The 16890-nt window shown below is 66.7% G+C and carries 11 protein-coding genes, 1 tRNA gene and 1 pseudogene; 1 reads left to right on the top strand and 12 read right to left on the bottom strand.

Annotation, left to right across the window (positions count from 1 at the left end; translation table 11 throughout):
* Positions 1–18: 18 nt before the first annotated feature.
* Both E1742_RS23350 and E1742_RS23345 read right to left on the bottom strand, forming a co-directional pair.
* Positions 19–741 carry a CAAX prenyl protease-related protein gene (locus E1742_RS23350; RefSeq protein ID WP_134387476.1) on the bottom strand — a complete coding sequence of 241 codons (723 nt, stop codon included), beginning with the start codon at positions 739–741 and terminating at the stop codon, positions 19–21.
* A 120-nt stretch (positions 742–861) separates the two neighbouring features.
* The gene (locus E1742_RS23345; RefSeq protein WP_134387475.1) at positions 862–2766 is read right to left on the bottom strand and encodes an ATP-binding cassette domain-containing protein; all 1905 of its coding nucleotides are present in this window, start codon (positions 2764–2766) and stop codon (positions 862–864) included.
* Positions 2767–2868: 102 nt separating this feature from the next.
* Here E1742_RS23345 and E1742_RS23340 point away from each other — a divergent pair.
* Positions 2869–2942: transfer RNA gene (locus tag E1742_RS23340), tRNA-Arg, on the top strand.
* Positions 2943–3196: 254 nt separating this feature from the next.
* Here the strand turns inward: E1742_RS23340 and E1742_RS23335 are convergent.
* The 10 genes and pseudogenes from E1742_RS23335 to E1742_RS23290 form a co-directional block, all read right to left on the bottom strand.
* On the bottom strand, positions 3197–3901 hold the full coding sequence (locus E1742_RS23335; RefSeq protein ID WP_134387474.1) for a PEP_CTERM-anchored TLD domain-containing protein: 705 nt from the start codon (positions 3899–3901) through the stop codon (positions 3197–3199).
* Between the two features lie 117 nt (positions 3902–4018).
* A complete protein-coding gene (locus E1742_RS23330; protein WP_134387473.1) occupies positions 4019–4603 on the bottom strand; it encodes a serine acetyltransferase in 585 nt (194 codons plus the stop codon).
* A gap of 83 nt (positions 4604–4686) precedes the next feature.
* Positions 4687–5076, bottom strand: coding sequence for a RidA family protein (locus tag E1742_RS23325; protein WP_134387472.1), 390 nt, complete (start codon positions 5074–5076; stop codon positions 4687–4689).
* Positions 5076–6254 carry an acyl-CoA dehydrogenase family protein gene (locus E1742_RS23320; protein ID WP_134387471.1) on the bottom strand — a complete coding sequence of 393 codons (1179 nt, stop codon included), beginning with the start codon at positions 6252–6254 and terminating at the stop codon, positions 5076–5078. The genes E1742_RS23325 and E1742_RS23320 overlap by 1 nt, the downstream gene beginning before the upstream one ends.
* Before the next feature lies 1 nt (position 6255).
* A complete protein-coding gene (locus E1742_RS23315) occupies positions 6256–7110 on the bottom strand; it encodes an enoyl-CoA hydratase family protein (protein ID WP_134387470.1) in 855 nt (284 codons plus the stop codon).
* Positions 7110–7622 (bottom strand): MarR family winged helix-turn-helix transcriptional regulator, encoded by a 513-nt coding sequence (locus tag E1742_RS23310; protein WP_134387469.1) that lies wholly within the window; start codon positions 7620–7622, stop codon positions 7110–7112. Before E1742_RS23310 ends, E1742_RS23315 begins: the two co-directional genes overlap by 1 nt.
* Positions 7623–7633: 11 nt before the next feature.
* On the bottom strand, positions 7634–10006 hold the full coding sequence (locus E1742_RS23305; RefSeq protein WP_134387468.1) for a bifunctional salicylyl-CoA 5-hydroxylase/oxidoreductase: 2373 nt from the start codon (positions 10004–10006) through the stop codon (positions 7634–7636).
* Positions 10003–11621, bottom strand: a pseudogene (locus E1742_RS23300) (AMP-binding protein). Before E1742_RS23300 ends, E1742_RS23305 begins: the two are co-directional and overlap by 4 nt.
* 218 nt (positions 11622–11839) lie before the next feature.
* Entirely contained in the window at positions 11840–12532 is a 693-nt protein-coding gene (locus tag E1742_RS23295) for a response regulator (protein WP_134387467.1), read from the bottom strand.
* Between the two features lie 92 nt (positions 12533–12624).
* On the bottom strand, positions 12625–16881 hold the full coding sequence (locus E1742_RS23290; RefSeq protein ID WP_229466267.1) for a two-component regulator propeller domain-containing protein: 4257 nt from the start codon (positions 16879–16881) through the stop codon (positions 12625–12627).
* Between the last annotated feature and the right edge of the window lie 9 nt (positions 16882–16890).

Here is a 16890-nt window from a genome sequence, read left to right as displayed (position 1 = left end):
GTTGTCTATCCCGCAATATTACCAGTAAGTCCAGCTGGCGGTCTGAATTACCCACACCCCCAGCAAGCCGTTCGTGATCGCATGCGCGAGGATGGGGGACCAAAGATTTCTTGTACGCATGTACAGCCAGCTGTACGCAGCACCGGCCACGATGCCGGCCAGCCAGAGATTATGCTCGATGCCGAACAGCACGACCGTGACGAGCACGGAGCGCATGCCGACGCGGGCCGCATCGACGCTCAGGAAGTCGCGCTCCTCAAGCCAGCGCAGCAGGAAGGAGCGCCAGAACAGTTCCTCCATCACGGGAACGACGAGAGCAGCGCCAGCCAGCCGGATAGCCACCAGCAGCCAGTCGATGCCTCCCGTGTCATTGCGCGGATCGTATCCTGCGGACGCGCCGATCTGCATCCAGCCGGCGTTGAGGTTAATCCACAGCACCAGCACGGCGACGCCGACCGCCGCCGACAACGCGGCACACCGCATACTCATCCTGGGCCGGGCCAATTCGGAATAAGCGCGCCGGAAGGTCAGCAGCAACGCGACGACGACGGCGATCTTGATCGGGTACAGCCAGCGCAGGTCGCGCTCGGACACGCCCAGCCAGCTGAGCGCGTCAGCAATGGCGATAAATGCGATGTAGGCGGCAAAAGGGAGAATACGCGAGACAGCGCCCCCGGCGGGCGCGTTGGCGCGCGGGGATACTGCGGCTGGGGTATTGGTCGATCGCTGCGGCAATGTCATAGGTGTTTCCAAGTTCCGTCAAGATGGCCGACCCAGCGCAGCCACTTTGGCAAATTTTACAACAACTTGGCCGACCTGTACCGTAACAATCGTGCGTAACGGAAATGAAACAAACGGCCGTCAGCCGGCGCGCGACTCGATTTCTTCCCAGCGTTCCAGCGCCTTCATCAGCGAATCCTCAATGTTCGTCATGCGTTCCTGCAACAGCTTGGCCTCGGCCGGGCCCTTCTTGTAAAGATCCGGGTCTGTCAGCATAACGTTCAGCGACGCCTGCTCCGCCTCCAGCGATGCGATCGTTTGCGGCAGCTCATCGAGTTCGCGCTGCTCCTTGAAGCTGAGCTTCTTTTTCGGCGCCGTCGGCGCCGCCGGGGCAGCCTTTGTGGATTTGCCGTCGCCCTTCGCCTCGGGCTTGCGCACCGCCGCGGCCGCGGTTGCGCGCACCCGTTCCCAGTCGGTATAGCCGCCAATATAATCGCGCCACACACCGTCGCCTTCGGCGACGATGACCTGCGTCACGACGTTGTCGAGGAACATGCGATCGTGGCTGACGAGGAACACGGTGCCCTGGTACTCTTCCAGAAGCTCCTCGAGCAGCTCAAGCGTATCGATATCGAGGTCATTGGTGGGTTCGTCGAGCACCAGCACATTGGCCGGCTTGGCGAACAGGCGTGCCAGCAGCAGGCGGTTGCGCTCGCCACCGGACAGCGTCTTGACGGGCGAGCGGGCGCGTTCCGGCGCAAACAGGAAGTCGCCCAGGTAGCTCATCACGTGCTTCTTCTGGCCATTGACTTCGACCCATTCGCTGCCGGGCGAGATCGTGTCGGCCAGGCTGGCTTCCTCGTTCAGCTGCGTGCGCATCTGGTCGAAATACGCCACCTGCAGCTTGGTGCCCTGCTTGACCGTGCCGCTGTCAGGCTGGTCCTCACCCAGGATGAGCTTGAGTAGCGTCGTCTTGCCGGCGCCGTTGGCACCGATCAGGCCGACCTTGTCGCCGCGCAGGATCGTCGTCGTGAAGTCGCGCACGATGACTTTGTCGTCGAAATGCCTGCCCACGTTCTCCAGTTCCGCAACGATCTTGCCGGAACGCTCGCCGGACGTGACCTCGAGGCGCACCTGGCCCTGCTGGTCGCGGCGCACGGCGCGCTGCTCGCGCAGTCGCTCGAGCCGGCGTACGCGGCCTTCGTCGCGGGTACGGCGCGCCTGCACGCCCTTGCGGATCCACACTTCTTCCTGCGCCAGGAACTTGTCGAACTTGGCGTTCTCGATTTCCTCGATCGCCAGTTGCTCCGCCTTGCGGGTCTGGTAGGTCGTGAAGTTGCCGGGATACGACATCAGCCGCCCACGGTCCAGTTCGACGATCCGGGTCGCCACATTGTCCAGGAACGAGCGGTCGTGGGTAATGAACAGCACGCTGCCCCTGAAATCGCGCAACAAGCCTTCAAGCCACTGGATCGACGTGAAGTCCAGGTGGTTGGTCGGTTCGTCCAGCAGCAGGACATCCGGTCCCGCCACCAGCGCGCGGGCCAGCGCCACGCGCTTCTGCATGCCACCCGACAGCGTCTTCATCAGCGCGTCCGCACCCAGGTTGAGGCGCTCCAGCGTCTGCTCGACCTTGTTGTTGATGCTCCAGGCATCGGCGGCATCCAGTTTGACCTGGATGTCGTGCATGCGTTCCATCAGCGCTTCGTCGTCGCCCTGGCCGAACTGCCCCGTCAGTGCGTCGTACTCCTTGACCAGCGCCGGCAGTTCGCCCAGCCCGGACGCCACGGCGTCGAACACGGACATCTCCGGCTCGAACTGGGGCTCCTGCTCGACATACGCGATCTGCACACCCTGCTGCATGACCAGCAGGCCGTCGTCCAGCTTCTGGCGGCCCGAAATAATTTTCAGCAGCGAAGACTTGCCGGTGCCGTTACGACCGATCAGCCCGACGCGTTCGCCGGTTTCCAGCGAAAATTCGGCGTGATCGAGGAGCGCATGGTGGCCAAAGGCCAGCTGCGCTTGCGAGAGGGAAATGACTGCCATGATGACCTGCTTTCAATGCGTGAAGCCGGCATTGTACCGACAGACCGCGATGGACACTAACATTTGCCGCCTGGTCGGCTATAATTGCGCTCGCTCAGCGTCCTCCCCGTAGCACAATGGATAGTGCACATGCCTCCTAAGCGTGGGATACTGGTTCGATTCCAGTCGGGGGACCAGCAGCCGGCGCCAAAGCATCCAGAGCGCGATTGGCCATTCCTGCAGCCGAATGCGCGGTGGCATCCCGACGCTACGAGGTTATCCGGTGAATGCCCGCAAGAAACGGCCTTTCGAGCTGCACGTGGTCATATGGGGCCGCCGTGCGCGACCAACTGGCGCGAGCGCAAGCAACCGCGGCAACCGGAGAGCTGCCGGAGCCTCATCCTGACCATCCAGTGTTCAGCGTCAGGCGCCTGCGGACGCCCGACCTGGGTCAGCGCTTCTTCCGGCGAGCCACAGCGACGACCGCAAGCCCGCCCAGCAGCAGCGATATCTGCGCCGGTTCGGGCACGACCGCCACCGAATAGACTTCCAGCTGACCGATCGACAGATCGTCCATGCTCCTAAAGTACGAACCGTCGGCGATACTGCGATTCAGGTTTCCCAGCCCGGCTTCGGCGTACGAATACAGCAGCGAATAACCCGACTGGAGGTCTTCGCTGATGGAGAAATCGTGACCCGAGCCGAACGTTGGTCCGAGGGCATTGTCGTTGAACGTCTGGTACGCGCCGATTTGTTCCGTGCCCACGCCACGCTGCATCTGACGGTGCACGGCCCCGGTCGACAGATTGAACAGGAATGCCTTACGGTCCGCGTTAGCGCTGGTCATCGTATAGCCGCCGCTGGAATTCCAGCTATGCGGGTTGTATCCCCCAACCAGGAAGCTGGCGCCTTCCTGCGTCGTAACCTCGGCAACGAATACTGTCTTGCCTTTCCCATTCACCGCCGCGTGAAAGTCGGCGGCACTGTCGCCGGCCTGCTTGGCGTAAAGAGCGCTCAGGCTGATCGGACCTTCACCCAGCCATGCGGTAAGACTCTGCTCATCGGAAGGGATCAGCAAGCCTGCATTTGCAGGGGTCCCAACACCCATCAACGCCGCCGAGCAGATGCCGACGACACTCTTCAATAAAGCCTTCATATAGCCTCCGAGAATACATCAAGCGAACACAGCTTGATTGTAACCCGGCACCCGGAAATCACCGCGCAGCGATTCGCCGTGTGCGGGGTTTTTGCGGAATAGCGCGCCCCTCGGCGGTCAGTCCGTGCCGACGGGCGCCGGATTGTAAACATCCGGGGTGCATTGCGACTTGACGATACGACCCGGGTTACCGGTAACGACACTGTACGGTGGAATATCTTCCGTAACGAACGCCCCCGCGCCGATACGGCTGCCGCGGCCGATCGTGATGGCGCCGACGATCACGGCGTGCGCCCCGACCCACACTTCATCTTCCAGCGTCGGGTAGCCAATCTGCCGCGTGCCGTCCGCCGCGATACGATCGCGTCGTCCCAGGGTGACACCGTGAAACAACGTAACGTTGGCACCGATCCGCGCCCCCGGACTGACGACGAGTCCCCAGCCATGCGTCAGCACGACGCCAGGCCCCATCACGGTGGCCCAGCTCAAGTCCATGCACGCGTTATGCGTCGCAAACCGGTGCAGTACCTTGCAGAACGGAAGCAACAGGCGCCCGACGCCACTGCGGCGCAGATTCTGGCACCATCGCAGCGTGATCAGCGGACGGAACGTCCGGTTCGTCAGGAAACCACGCACGACCAATGCGGTGCTGGACCGGCCATAGAATCGATGCGTGTCGGCTTGCAAGGGTGTCAGGCTCATGGACTGATTGCGTCGGAACGCTCAATAATAATAATTTGGTATTGTATTGCATTTAGCGCAGCTTTTCCGACAACAAATCGATGCTACGGGACGACCGCCGTCACCTCGATTTCCACCCGTGCCCGCGCCTCCATCAGCGCACTGACCGCCACCGCCGTCATGGCCGGATAGTGGCGGCCGATCACGTCGCGATAGGCCGCCCCGATCTCGCGCTGGGCACCCAGGTACTCTTCCCGGTCCACCACATACCACGTCATCCGCACGATATGTTCCGGACGGCCGCCTGCCTCGGCCAGCACCTGCACGATGTTGACCAGCGCCTGGCGCGTCTGCGCGGCGAAATCGTCGCTGTGGAAGACGCCATCGCCGTCCCAGCCGATCATGCCGCTGACGAACACCATCCTGCCGCTGGCGGCGATGCCGTTGGCATAGCCTTTCGGCCGCGCCCAGCCCGGCGGTTGCAGCACTTCCATCACGGCGCCTCCGCCGCGCGCAGCAGCTCGCGCGCGATGATCAGTTGCTGTACTTCCGTCGCGCCTTCGTAAATTCGGAGCGCGCGGATCTCGCGATACAGGCGCTCCACCGGATGGCCGCTGACGACGCCCAGGCCGCCGAACAGCTGCACGGCCGCGTCGATGACTTCCTGCGCCGTCTCCGTTGCCGTCATCTTCGCCATCGCCGCCTCCTTGGTCACCGCGCGGCCCTGGTCGCGCTGCCACGCAGCGCGATACGTCAGCAGCGCCGCCGCGTCGATACCCGTCGCCATCGACGCCAGCTTCGCCTGCGTCAGCTGGAAGCCGGCCAGCGTCTTGCCGAACATCTCGCGCGTGGACGCATGGGCCAGCGCCTCGTCCAGCGCGCGCCGCGCAAAGCCCAGCGCGGCAGCGGCAACGGAGGTGCGGAACACGTCCAGCGTCGCCATCGCCACCTTGAATCCCTGGCCTGCCGCGCCGATGCGGCGCGAGGCGGGAATGCGGCAACCGTCGAAGCGCAGCCGTGCCAGCGGATGCGGCGCGATGACGGCAATGCGTTCGGCAATCGTCAGCCCCGGCGTGTTGCCGTCGACGACAAAGGCGCTGATGCCGCGCGCGCCCGGTGCCTCGCCCGTGCGGGCAAACACCACATAGAAGTCGGCAATGCCGCCGTTCGAGATCCACGTCTTTTCGCCATCGAGCACGTAATGATCGCCCTCCGTCACGGCGGCGCAGCGCAGCGCGGCCACGTCCGATCCGGCCTGCGGTTCGGACAGCGCGAAGGCGGCAATCGCCTCGCCCCGCGCCACCCGCGGCAGGTAGCTCTCCTGCTGCTCGGGCGTGCCGAACAGGCTGATGGCGCCGGAGCCCAGGCCCTGCATGGCGAACGCGAAGTCGGCCAGCCCCTCGTGCCGCGCCAGCGTCTCGCGGATCAGGCACAGCGCGCGCGTATCGATCGCCTCCGCCGCACCGCCCCACGCCGTACCGCCGACGGCATGACGCAGCCAGCCGCCGGCGCCGAGGCGCCGCACGATGTCGCGGCAGGCGCCGTCCACGTCGGCGCCGAACGTGTCGTGCACGTGCGCCACCTCGCGCGCGGCCCAGTCATCGAGTTCGCGTTCCAGCACCGCATGCTGCGCCGTGAAGAACGGCCATTCCAGGTAAGTCTTGTCCGCCACGTCAGTCTCCTTCGAAGGCTGGCTTTTCTTTCGCCACGAACGCGTGATAGGCGCGGTGGAAATCGTTGGTCGCCATGCAGATGGCCTGGGCCTGCGCTTCCGCCTCGATGGCTTCGTCCACGCCCATATTCCATTCCTGCTGCAGCATTTTCTTTGTCATGCCATGCGCGAACGTCGGGCCTGTCGCCAGCTGGCGCGCGAAAGCGTGCGCCGCTGCCAGCACGTCCTGCGGCGCATGCAGGCTGTTGAAGAACCCCCACCGTTCGCCTTCCACGCCCGACATCGACCGGCCCGTGTACAGCAGCTCCGCCGCCCGCCCCTGCCCGATCACGCGCGGCAGCAGCGCGCAGGCGCCCATGTCGCAGCCGGCCAGACCCACGCGCGTAAACAGGAACGCGGTCTTGCTGCGCTCCGTGCCGAAGCGGATGTCGGACGCCAGCGCCAGCATCGCGCCGGCACCGGCGCAGATGCCGTCGATCGCGGCGATGACCGGTTGCGGGCACGCCCGCATCGCCTTGACGACGTCGCCCGTCATCCGGGTAAAGGTCAGGAGGCCCGGCATGTCCAGCCGCGTCAGCGGGCCGATGATCTCGTGCACGTCGCCGCCCGAGCAGAAATTGTCGCCGGCGCCCAGGATGACGACTGTCTTGACGTCGTCCGCAGTGGCCAGCGCGCGGAACAGGTCGCGCAGCTCCGCGTACGAATCGAACGTCAGCGGGTTCATGCGCTCCGGCCGGTTCAGCGTCAATGTGGCGACGCCCTCCTCGACGGCAAACAGGAAATGGCGCGCCGTGTAACCGGCAAGCAGGTTGCGGTGTCCCGGCAGCGCGTGCGGCTGCCCGTGCAGGTGGTTCATCACTTGTCATCCCTTGCGACCAGGTATTTCTTCATCTGCGACAGCAGGTCGATCAGCTGGCCCTTGTCGGCGGCCGGCATATCCTGCAGCAGCTCCGTGATCCATTCCTCATGTACCGCCGCCATGCGGCCGAACGCGCGCCGTCCGGCCGGCGTCAGCTTGACCGTGTAGGCGCGGCCGTCGCGCGGGTCGGGCACGCGCATAACCAGGCTTTCCTTCTCCAGCTGGTCGGTGATGCCGGTGACGTTGCCACCCGTGACCATCATCCGCTTCGACAGCTCGCCCATGCGCAGCCCCTCGGGATGGCGCTCCAGCTGCGCCATCAGGTCGAAGCGCGGCAACGTCACGCCGAACTGCGCGCGCAGGCGCGAACGGATCTCGTTCTCGATCTTGACGGTGCACGACAGCATGCGCAGCCACAGCTTGAGCGACTGGTGATGGTCGTCCGTCAGGCGGCTGGCCAGGTCGAGTTCCTGCGCGCCGCCGTCCTCGTTCGATTCGTTCAGATTCATAGTCCCTCGCATTAACTCTCCAGCAGCTTCGCCGCGACCTGTTGCGGTGTCAAGCCCGCTCCGGCTGCCGCCAGTTGCCGCTCCCGTTCCAGGTTGCGCTCCAGCTGCTGTTTGCCCGGCAGGTACTGGCGGGGCCACGCCGTCATGGTGTAGCCGATGCGCGCGGCCTCGGTCAATGTCCACGCCGGGTTGGCCAGGTGCGGCCGGCCCACGGCGCACAGGTCGGCGCGGCCGGCGGCAACGATGCCGTTGGCATGATCCGCTTCAAAAATGGAGCCCACGGCCATCGTCGCGACACCTGCCTCGTTGCGCACACGGTCTGCGAACGGCGCCTGGAACATGCGCCCGAACACAGGCTTTTCGCGCTTGCTGACCTGGCCGGACGAACAGTCGATCACGTCGGCTCCCGCCTGCCGGAACAGGCGCGCGATCTGCACGGCGTCGTCGGGGGTGATGCCGCCTTCGACCCAGTCGTGTGCGGAAATGCGTACGCTCATCGGCTTGTGCACGGGCCACGCGGCGCGCATCGCCGCGAACACGCGCAGCGGGAAGCGGCAGCGGTTTTCCAGGCTGCCGCCATATTCGTCGGTGCGCAAATTGGTCAGCGGCGAAATGAACGACGACAGCAGGTAGCCGTGCGCGCAGTGCAGCTCCAGCCAGTCGAAGCCGGCGCCTTCCGCCGCCACCGTGGCGCGCACGAAGTCGGCTTCGATGCAGCGCATGTCGTCGGGCGTGGCGGCGCGCGCCACCTGCGACACGCCTGCCAGGTATTGCTGGGGCGAGGCCGACACCAGCGGCCAGTTGCCCTCGTCGAGCGGACGGTCGATGCCGTCCCACATCGCCCGCGTCGAACCCTTCGCGCCCGCATGCCCCAGCTGGACGCCGATGGCGGCATCGGACAGTGCGTGAATACTGTCGACGATGCGGCGCCACGCGTGCGTGTGCTCCGGCGTGTACAGGCCGGGGCAATGCGGCGTGATGCGCGCATCGGCGGACACGCACGTCATCTCGGCCATCACCAGCGCCGCCCCGCCCAGCGCGCGGGCGCCCAGGTGCACCATGTGCCAGTCGCCCACGACGCCGTCGACGGCACTGTACTGCGCCATCGGCGAGACGACGATGCGGTTCTTCAGCACCAGGTCGCGCACGCGCAGCGGCGTGAACATCGGCGCAATCTTCAGGTCGGCCGGCGCCGGCAGGCCAGCCTGTTCGAACGCGCGGCGGGCAAACCAGCGCTCGTAACCGGCCACATAGTCCGCATCGCGCAGCCGCAGGTTTTCATGCGAGAGCCGCTGGCTGCGCGTCAGCATGGAGTACGCAAACTGCGGCGCCTCCAGCGCCGTATAGCGCCGCACGTTCTCGAACCATTCCATGGAGTTGCGCGCCGCGCTTTGCAGCTTGATCACTTCGAGGGCGCGTACTTCCTCATAGCGTGCGAGCGCAGGTGCCAATTCACGTTCGGCCGCCATACAGCGCGCCAGTTCGATGGCATCCTCCAGCGCCAGCTTGGTGCCGGAGCCGATCGAGAAATGCGCCGTGTGGGCGGCATCGCCCATCAGCACGACGGGAACGACGCCGTTCCAGTGTACCCAGCGCTCGCAGGCGATGCGCGGGAAGCGTATCCACATGCTTGATCCGCGCAGGTGCGATGCGTTCGACATCAGGGGATGCCCGTCCAGCCGGTCGGCAAACAGGTCCTCGCACCAGCGGATCGCCTCCTCCTGCGACATCGCCTCCAGTCCGGCCGCGCGCCACACCTCCTCCGGCGTCTCGATGATGAACGTGGATGTGGCACCGTCGAACTGATAGATATGGGCCTGGAACCAGCCGTGCTCCGTCTCGCGGAAGTCGAACGTGAAGGCCTCGAATTTTTTCGTCGTGCCCAGCCACACGAAGCGGCACTGGCGCGCTTCGACCTGCGGCCGGTACGTATCGGCATAGCGGCCGCGGATCCGGCTGTTCAGGCCATCGGAGGCGATCACCAGGTCGGCGTCGTAATGCGCAGCCAGCTCGCGGTCATCCGCCACGTCCGTCTCGAACACCAGTTCCACGCCCAGTTCCTCGCAGCGCCCCTGCAGGATGTTCAGCAGGCGCTTGCGGCCGATGCCGCAAAAGCCGTGGCCGCCGGAGCGTACCACCTCGCCCTTGAAGCACACCTCGATGTCGTCCCAGTGGTTGAACGCCTGCAGGATCTGGCGCGCCGTCGGCTCGTCCGCGGCAACCAGGTTGCCCAGCGTCTGGTCGGAAAACACGACACCCCACCCGAACGTGTCGTAGGGCCGGTTGCGCTCGACGACGACGATGCGGTGCGCCGGGAACCGCTTCTTCATCAGCAGGCTGAAATACAGGCCGGCGGGGCCGCCGCCGATACAGACAATATTCATGCTCCGTCCTTGGCCGCTTGTGTGCGCAGGCGGAAGCGCTGCAGCTTTCCCGTCTCGGTGCGCGGCAGCGCCTGCGCATAGACGATCGAACGGGGATATTTATAAGGAGCGATTTCACGCTTGACGAATTCCTGCAGCTGCGCCGTGAACGCGGGCGATGGCTCGTGGCCGGGCCGCAGCACGACGTGCGCCTCGACGATCTGGCCGCGTTCCACGTCCGGCCTGCCGATCACGCCGCATTCGGCCACGGCCGGGTGGCGCAGCAGCGCGTCTTCCACTTCCGGGCCGGCGATATTGTAGCCGGCCGAGATGATCATGTCGTCCACGCGCGAGCGATAGATGAAGTAGCCGTCGGCGTCCATTTCGTAGGCGTCGCCCGTCACGTTCCAGCCGTCGATCACATAGTCCTTCTGGCGCTCGTCGGCCAGGTAGCGGCAGCCCGTCGGCCCTTTCACGGCAAGCCGGCCGATCGTGCCGGGCCCCGCGGGGCGGCCCGCGTCGTCCAGGATGCAGGCGCGATAGCCGGGAACCGGCTTGCCCGTTGCGCCGGGACGGATATCGTCGCCGGCAGCGGAGATAAAGATGTGCAGCATCTCGGTGGCCCCGATGCCGTCGATCATGCGCAGTCCCGTCGCTTGCTGCCATGCGGTACGCGTGGCCAGCGGCAGCGCTTCGCCGGCCGACACGGTCCTGGCAAGGCTGGACAGGTCGTAGCGCGGCGCCAGCGTGGCCATCTGCCGGTAGAACGTGGGCGCCGTGAAGCAGACCGTCGCCCGATGGCGCTCGATCGCCCCAGCAGCGTTTCCGGCGTCAGCTTCTCGAGCAGCACGCCGGCCGCGCCGATCCGCAACGGGAACAGCAGCAGCCCGCCCAGGCCGAACGTGAAGGCCAGCGGCGGCGTGCCGATGAACAGGTCGTCCGGCTGCGCGCGCAGCGTGTGCTTTGGGAAGCAGTCGCAGATGGCGAGGATGTCGCGGTGAAAGTGCATCGTCCCCTTCGGTACGCCCGTGGTGCCGGACGTGAAGCCGATCAGGCAGACGTCGTCCGCCGCCGTATCGCAAGGAGAGAAAGCCGCGGGTTGGGCGGCCATCAGCGCTTCGAGTCCCTGCGTGCCGTCGCCGCCGAAGCGGACGGTGCGCGGACAGTCGGGCAGCAGGTCCAATTCCGCGCACAGGTCGCCGGCGCACAGCACGGCGTCCACCTGCGCCCTGGCCATGATGGTGCCCAGTTCGCGGGCGCGCAGCAGCGGCATCGTGGGCACGGCGATGCAGCCGGCCTTGAACACGGCCAGGATGGCCGCCGCCATCATTGGCGTGTTCGCGCCGCGCAGCAGCACGCGGTTGCCGGGGACGAGCCCGAGAGGGCCGCGCAGCACGTGGGCGATGCGGTCCACCTTCTCGCGCAGTTCGGCGTACGTCCACGTGCCCCGGACGCCGTACAGCGCCGGGCGGGCGCCGTTTGCATGGTCCAGCAGCTCGGCGGCGCAGTTGAGACGGTCGGGATATCGCAGCTCCGGCAGCTCGAACAACAATTCCGGCCACTGCTCGCGCGGCGGCAGGTGTTGCCGCGCAAACGTGTCGACATGGCCGCTGGCGCTGCGTGCATCTGGGATCATGGTCACCCCTGTCAGGTGTCAATGCCGGAGGGTCGGCAAGGCTTTACTTTAAGCTTAAAGTATTATGCTGACAAGGTTTTTGTGTACGGGCCTCGCTCCCGCATGCCAGGAAACGGCCGCGAGACGGCCGCTGCCCGTTTGCCGCTTTCACGTCGGGGACAGCGGCCGCAGGCGCCAGTCCCCGGCAGTCCGCAAGGCCCGCAGGCCCTGGCCCGATTTCAGATGGCGGCGGCCTGCCGCTGCACGGCGCGCAGCACGTCCTCCAGCACGGCGCGCACGGCGGCGGGCGCCAGCACGCGGCTTTCGATTTCGCGCACGGCAGCCAGTGCGCCGTGCAGGCCTAGAGTGGCGCAGCCCGCGCCGATACGTTGCAGCCGCGCGAGCGCGCCCTGCTCGTCACCTCGCTCCAGCTGGCCGACGATATCGGCCGGCGCCACGGCCAGCTGCTGCTCGAAGCCGGCCAGGTAGGCCTGCAGCCGGGCCGCGTCGATGCCGAGCCGCACCTGCGTCACGGCCGGATCTTCGGCCGGCAGGTCGCGCCCCGCGCCGCCCAGCAACCTGGCCAGATGGGTGCGCACGTGCTCCGCCTCGAACGGCTTGACGACGTATCCGGATGCGCCGGCCTGGGTGGCCTGCTGCACGGTGGCGCGGTCGCCCGCCGACGAAACCAGCACGAACGGCAGGTCCGCCAGCTCGGCATCGGCACGGATACGCTGCAGGAGCTCCATGCCGGACAGGCGCGGCATGCGCAGGTCGCAAAAGCAAATGGCGGGCCGCAGCCCCGCGTTCAACTGCTGCCAGGCATCCACGCCATCCTCTGCCTCCACGATTTCAAAACTGCCGCTGCTGTCGATCAGGTGCATCAGCATCATGCGCGACACCACGTCGTCGTCCACTACCAGTACTTTCATTGCCACCTTCAACACGACAGTTGTTCAATTTTACGCATCTCAACCACCGCATCATGCCCGCAACGGGCGCGCCTGTAAATGCGGCTTTTGCTCTAGTCCGTCCGCGCCGGCGACACGATCCGTCCCAGCATCTGATGCAGGCGAGGCAGCTTGTGCCGGATCGCCGGCCACAGCGCGCGATCGGCGGCGCGCTCCAGCTCCGAGCACAGCGCATGCAGCTCCATGTCCTGCAGATACGCCGCGCTGCCCTTCATGCCGTGGAACAGCCGGCCGGCCGCATCGGCGTCGGCCGCGGCCAGTGCCGCATCGAGGTCGTCCAGCCGGCCTGGCAGATCGGCAATGAAGGCGTCGCGCAGGCGCAATCGCAAGGCTTCGGCTGCGGCCTTTTCCGAAGCCAGACGCTCCGCATCCGCGTCGTCCTCCGTAACGGCGCCGGCCGTCGTGCCTGCAGGCGGCGCGCCGCCGATGGTGTCCACGCCGAACATCGCATCCAGGTCCGCCACGCTGGGCCGCCCCGGTTCCGATCGGCCCGGCATGGGCTGCAGCGCTATGCCGCGCTGCAGCTGGCGTTCGATAGCGCGCGACAGCTGGAAGTGCAGCGCACCTTCGTCAATCGGCTTGGTAAGGAAATCGTCCATGCCCGCGGCGAGGTAGCGGCTGCGGTCTTCCTCGCTGGCGTTGGCCGTCAGCGCGATGATCATCAGCCCCTGGTCGCGCACCGGCGCCCCGGGCGGACCGCCAGCGCGGATCAGGCGCGTCGCGGCCGGGCCGTCCATTTCCGGCATGCGGCCGTCCATCAGGATCAGGTCGTAGCGTGTCTGCGCGCACGCGGCCACGGCGAGCGCGCCGTTGCCGGCGATATCGACCTTGTGCCCCAGCTCCTCGAGCATCATGCGCACGATGATCTGGTTGGTGGGGAAGTCCTCGGCGCACAGCACGCGCAGCTGGTGGCTGTGCGGCGCACGCGGCACGTGCGGCACCAGCGGCGGCGCGATGCCGCGGCGCAGCGGCAGCGTGAAGCTGAACACGCTTCCCACGTTCGGCGTGCTGACGGCGCTGATCTCGCCGCCCATCAGCCCCACCAGGTCGCGGCAGATCGCCAGGCCCAGGCCCGTGCCGCCGTAGCGGCGCGTCGTCGTGGCATCGGCCTGCTCGAACTTCTCGAACAGGCGCGGCAGCTCCGCTTCCGGAATACCGATCCCCGTGTCCTCCACCGTGAAGCGGATCAGGGTACACGCCTCGGCATCCGTGCTGTCGCACTCACCCACGCGCTCCACCCGCAGCGTGACCTGCCCCTGCTGCGTGAACTTGAACGCATTGCCGACCAGGTTGACGAGCACCTGGCGCAGGCGCGTCGGGTCGCCGACGACGAACGGCGGCAGGTTGGCACCGAATTCGACGCGGAACTCGATACTGTGGGCGGCCGCCTGTTCCTCGAACAGGCTGACGACGTTCTCCACCGTCGCGGCCAGCGCGAAGTCGATCTTCTCGATCGTCAGCTTGCCTGCCTCGATCTTGGAGAAGTCCAGCAGGTCGTTGATGATCGACAGCAGCGACTGCGCATTGGCCTGGCCCCGTTCGATCTGCTCGCGCGTGGTACTGGCCAACGCCTCGTCGCGCAGCGCGAAGCCCAGCATGCCGATCACGCCCGCCAACGGCGTACGCATCTCATGGCTCATATTGGCAAGGAATTCCGACTTCTGCCGGGTCGCATCCTCCGCTTTCCGCTTGGCCTGGCTGAGGCGCTCGTCGCGCTGCTCCAGTTCGCGCTTCTGCTCCAGCAGCATGCGGTTCTTCATTTCCACTTCGGCCGTGCGCAGGCTGACCTGTTGTTCCAGGCGCGCGCGCTGGTGGCTCAGCACGCGCACTCGCGCCCGGTACAGCGCGAACGCGCCGCCCAGCACCAGCAGGCCCGCCAGCAGGCGGAACCACCAGGTCTTCCAGACAGGCGGCAGGATCGTGATCGCCAGCGTGGCGGGCTCGCTCCAGACGCCGTCCTTGTTGGCCGCCTTGACGCGGAACACGTAGTTGCCGGGATCGAGGTTTGTGTACGTGGCAAAGCGCTTGCCGGCGTCCGTGCTGACCCAGTTCTTGTCGAAGCCGATCAGCTGGTAGGCGAAGCGGTTGCGCTGCGGCGCCGCGAAGTGCAGCGCCGAGAATTCAAGGGAGAACACGGAGTCGTCCTGCTGCAACGTCAGCGCGCGCGTGTATTCGATCGCGTGGGTCAGCACGGCGTGGCCATCGACATCGCGCTCGCCCGGCCGCTGCGAACGGTTGAAGATCTGGAAGTCCGTGATGACGACGGGCGGGGCCATCGTGTTCGAGCGGATCTGTGCCGGATCGAACGCCGTGATGCCGTTGAAGCCGCCGAAGTACAACGTGCCGTCCTGCGCCGCCAGCGCGGAGCCGTCGAAGTACGCGCCTTCGATGGTGCCGTCCACGCCGGAGTAGTTGTTGACGCGGCCGGAGGCAGGATCGAGGCTGGACACCCCGGTGTTGGACGACAGCCACAGCTTGCCCGTCCGGTCGGCCAGGATGGCGGCGATGGCATCGTCGGCCAGGCCGTCCTGGCGCAGGTAGCGGCGGAACCTGGCGCTGCCGTCCGGCCGGCGTTCCATCCGGTTCAGGCCCGACGCGGTACCCACCCACAGCGTGCCCTTGGCGTCCTCGTACAGGTAATGCACCTCGTTGTGGCTGAGGCTTGCCGGATCGTTGGGGTCGTGGCGGAAGTGGCGGAACTGACCCGTCCTGCGGTCCAGCATATCGAGGCCGTTGAACGTGCCCACCCACAGGTCGCCGCGGCGATCCTCCAGGATGGGGCGCACGATATTGTCGGACAGGCTGGCCGGATCGGCCGGATCGTGCCGGAACACCAGCACGCCGCCGCTGGCGGGATCGAGCCGTACCAGGCCCGCCTTCGTGGCCACCCACAGCATCCCGGCGCGGTCCTGGTAGAGGTAGCGCACCACGTCCGTCTCGGGGTCGCCGTGCGCCAGCAGTGCGGGCCCGAACGTCTGCCGCGCGGGATCGAACAGGCGCACCCCGGTGCGCGAGCCGACCCACAGCGTGCCATCGCGCTGTGGCCATAGCGCCGTGACCTGGCCTTCGTTGCGGAAGGTCTCGCCGCGCGGCAGCGCGAACACCGTGTTCTCGCCGGTGGACGGGTCGTGCAGGCTGAGACCATCCTTGTTGCCGATCCACAGCCGGCCATTCTCCGCCTGGGCGATGGTGAAGACGCGGTTGTCGCTCAGTGAGCGCGGCTGGTCGGGGTCCTTGACCAGGCGGGCGAACCCGCCGCTGGCCAGGTCGACGCGACTCAGGCCGTTGTACCACGTGCCCACCCACAGCGTGCCGACGCGGTCGCGGAACAAGGCGGCAACGTAGTCGTCGGCCAGGCTGTGCGGATCGCCCGGCTGATGGCGATATTGAACGAAGCGCCTCGACTCCGGCAGCCAGCGCAGCAGCCCCTGGTTGCGCATGCCGAGCCAGACGGTGCCTTCGATGTCCTGGAACAGCGTGGCGACGATTCCCGGCATCATGCCCTGTGCTTCGTCCAGCCGTTCGCGGCGCGGCTCCGTGCCGCCGGGCCCCAGCTGCCAGCGCTCGACGCCTTCGTGCGTGCCGACCCACAGCAGCTGGTCGCGGTCGGCCAGCAGCGCCTGCGCGGCCACGGGCCGGCCCGTGGCCGACTGGATGCGGTAATGGCGGAAGCCCTGCGCGCCAGGCGCCAGCATGTCGACGCCGGCCGGCGTGGCGATCCACAGCCGGCCTGCCTTGTCGCGCGCCAGCGCATTGATCTGATCGTGACCCAGGCTGCGTGGATTGGCCACCTCGTTGTGCCACAGCGCGAAGCGCCCGGTGGCGGGGTCGAAGCGCTGCAGACCGTCCGCAGTGCCGACCCACAGGCCGCCCGCACCGTCGTCGATGATCGCACGGATGTGGCGGTTGCCGTTGCCGCGCTGCTCCGGCTCCTCCGGGCGGTAGTGCGTGAAGCGCTGCGTCAGCGGGTCGAACAGGTCCAGGCCGTTGTCCGTGCCGACCCACATGCGCCCGGACGGATCGACGTGGATGACGCGCACCCAGTTCTCGGCCAGGCTGTGCGGGTCCGACAGCGTATGGCGGTAGACCACCGTGCGGTAGCCGTCGAAGCGCGACAGGCCGCCCTGGCTGCCGAACCACATGAAGCCCTGGCGGTCCTGCGCGATTGCCAGCACCGATTCCTGCGCCAGCCCGTCCGCCACGCCCAGCTGCTCGAAGCGCAGCGTGCGCGCCGGCGCGGCATCGGCCAGCGCGGCCGCTAATGGAAGCAAGACGCAGAACAGCAAGGCGCACAGCAGGTATCGCGACATGGTTCTCAT

Origin of the sequence: Pseudoduganella plicata, assembly GCF_004421005.1 — a bacterium.
In the GTDB taxonomy this organism is placed as follows: Bacteria; Pseudomonadota; Gammaproteobacteria; order Burkholderiales; family Burkholderiaceae_D; genus Rugamonas; species Rugamonas plicata.
The sequence above is the reverse complement of the archived record's forward strand: the minus strand, read 5'-3'. Positions and strand labels throughout refer to the sequence as shown.

Coding starts and splice junctions, on each gene's coding strand:
- E1742_RS23350 (WP_134387476.1), bottom strand. CDS start 741: ATGACATTGCCGCAGCGATCGACCAATACCCCAGCCGCAGTATCCCCG.
- E1742_RS23345 (WP_134387475.1), bottom strand. CDS start 2,766: ATGGCAGTCATTTCCCTCTCGCAAGCGCAGCTGGCCTTTGGCCACCAT.
- E1742_RS23335 (WP_134387474.1), bottom strand. CDS start 3,901: ATGAAGGCTTTATTGAAGAGTGTCGTCGGCATCTGCTCGGCGGCGTTG.
- E1742_RS23330 (WP_134387473.1), bottom strand. CDS start 4,603: ATGAGCCTGACACCCTTGCAAGCCGACACGCATCGATTCTATGGCCGG.
- E1742_RS23325 (WP_134387472.1), bottom strand. CDS start 5,076: ATGGAAGTGCTGCAACCGCCGGGCTGGGCGCGGCCGAAAGGCTATGCC.
- E1742_RS23315 (WP_134387470.1), bottom strand. CDS start 7,110: ATGAACCACCTGCACGGGCAGCCGCACGCGCTGCCGGGACACCGCAAC.
- E1742_RS23310 (WP_134387469.1), bottom strand. CDS start 7,622: ATGAATCTGAACGAATCGAACGAGGACGGCGGCGCGCAGGAACTCGAC.
- E1742_RS23305 (WP_134387468.1), bottom strand. CDS start 10,006: ATGAATATTGTCTGTATCGGCGGCGGCCCCGCCGGCCTGTATTTCAGC.
- E1742_RS23295 (WP_134387467.1), bottom strand. CDS start 12,532: ATGAAAGTACTGGTAGTGGACGACGACGTGGTGTCGCGCATGATGCTG.
- E1742_RS23290 (WP_229466267.1), bottom strand. CDS start 16,881: ATGTCGCGATACCTGCTGTGCGCCTTGCTGTTCTGCGTCTTGCTTCCA.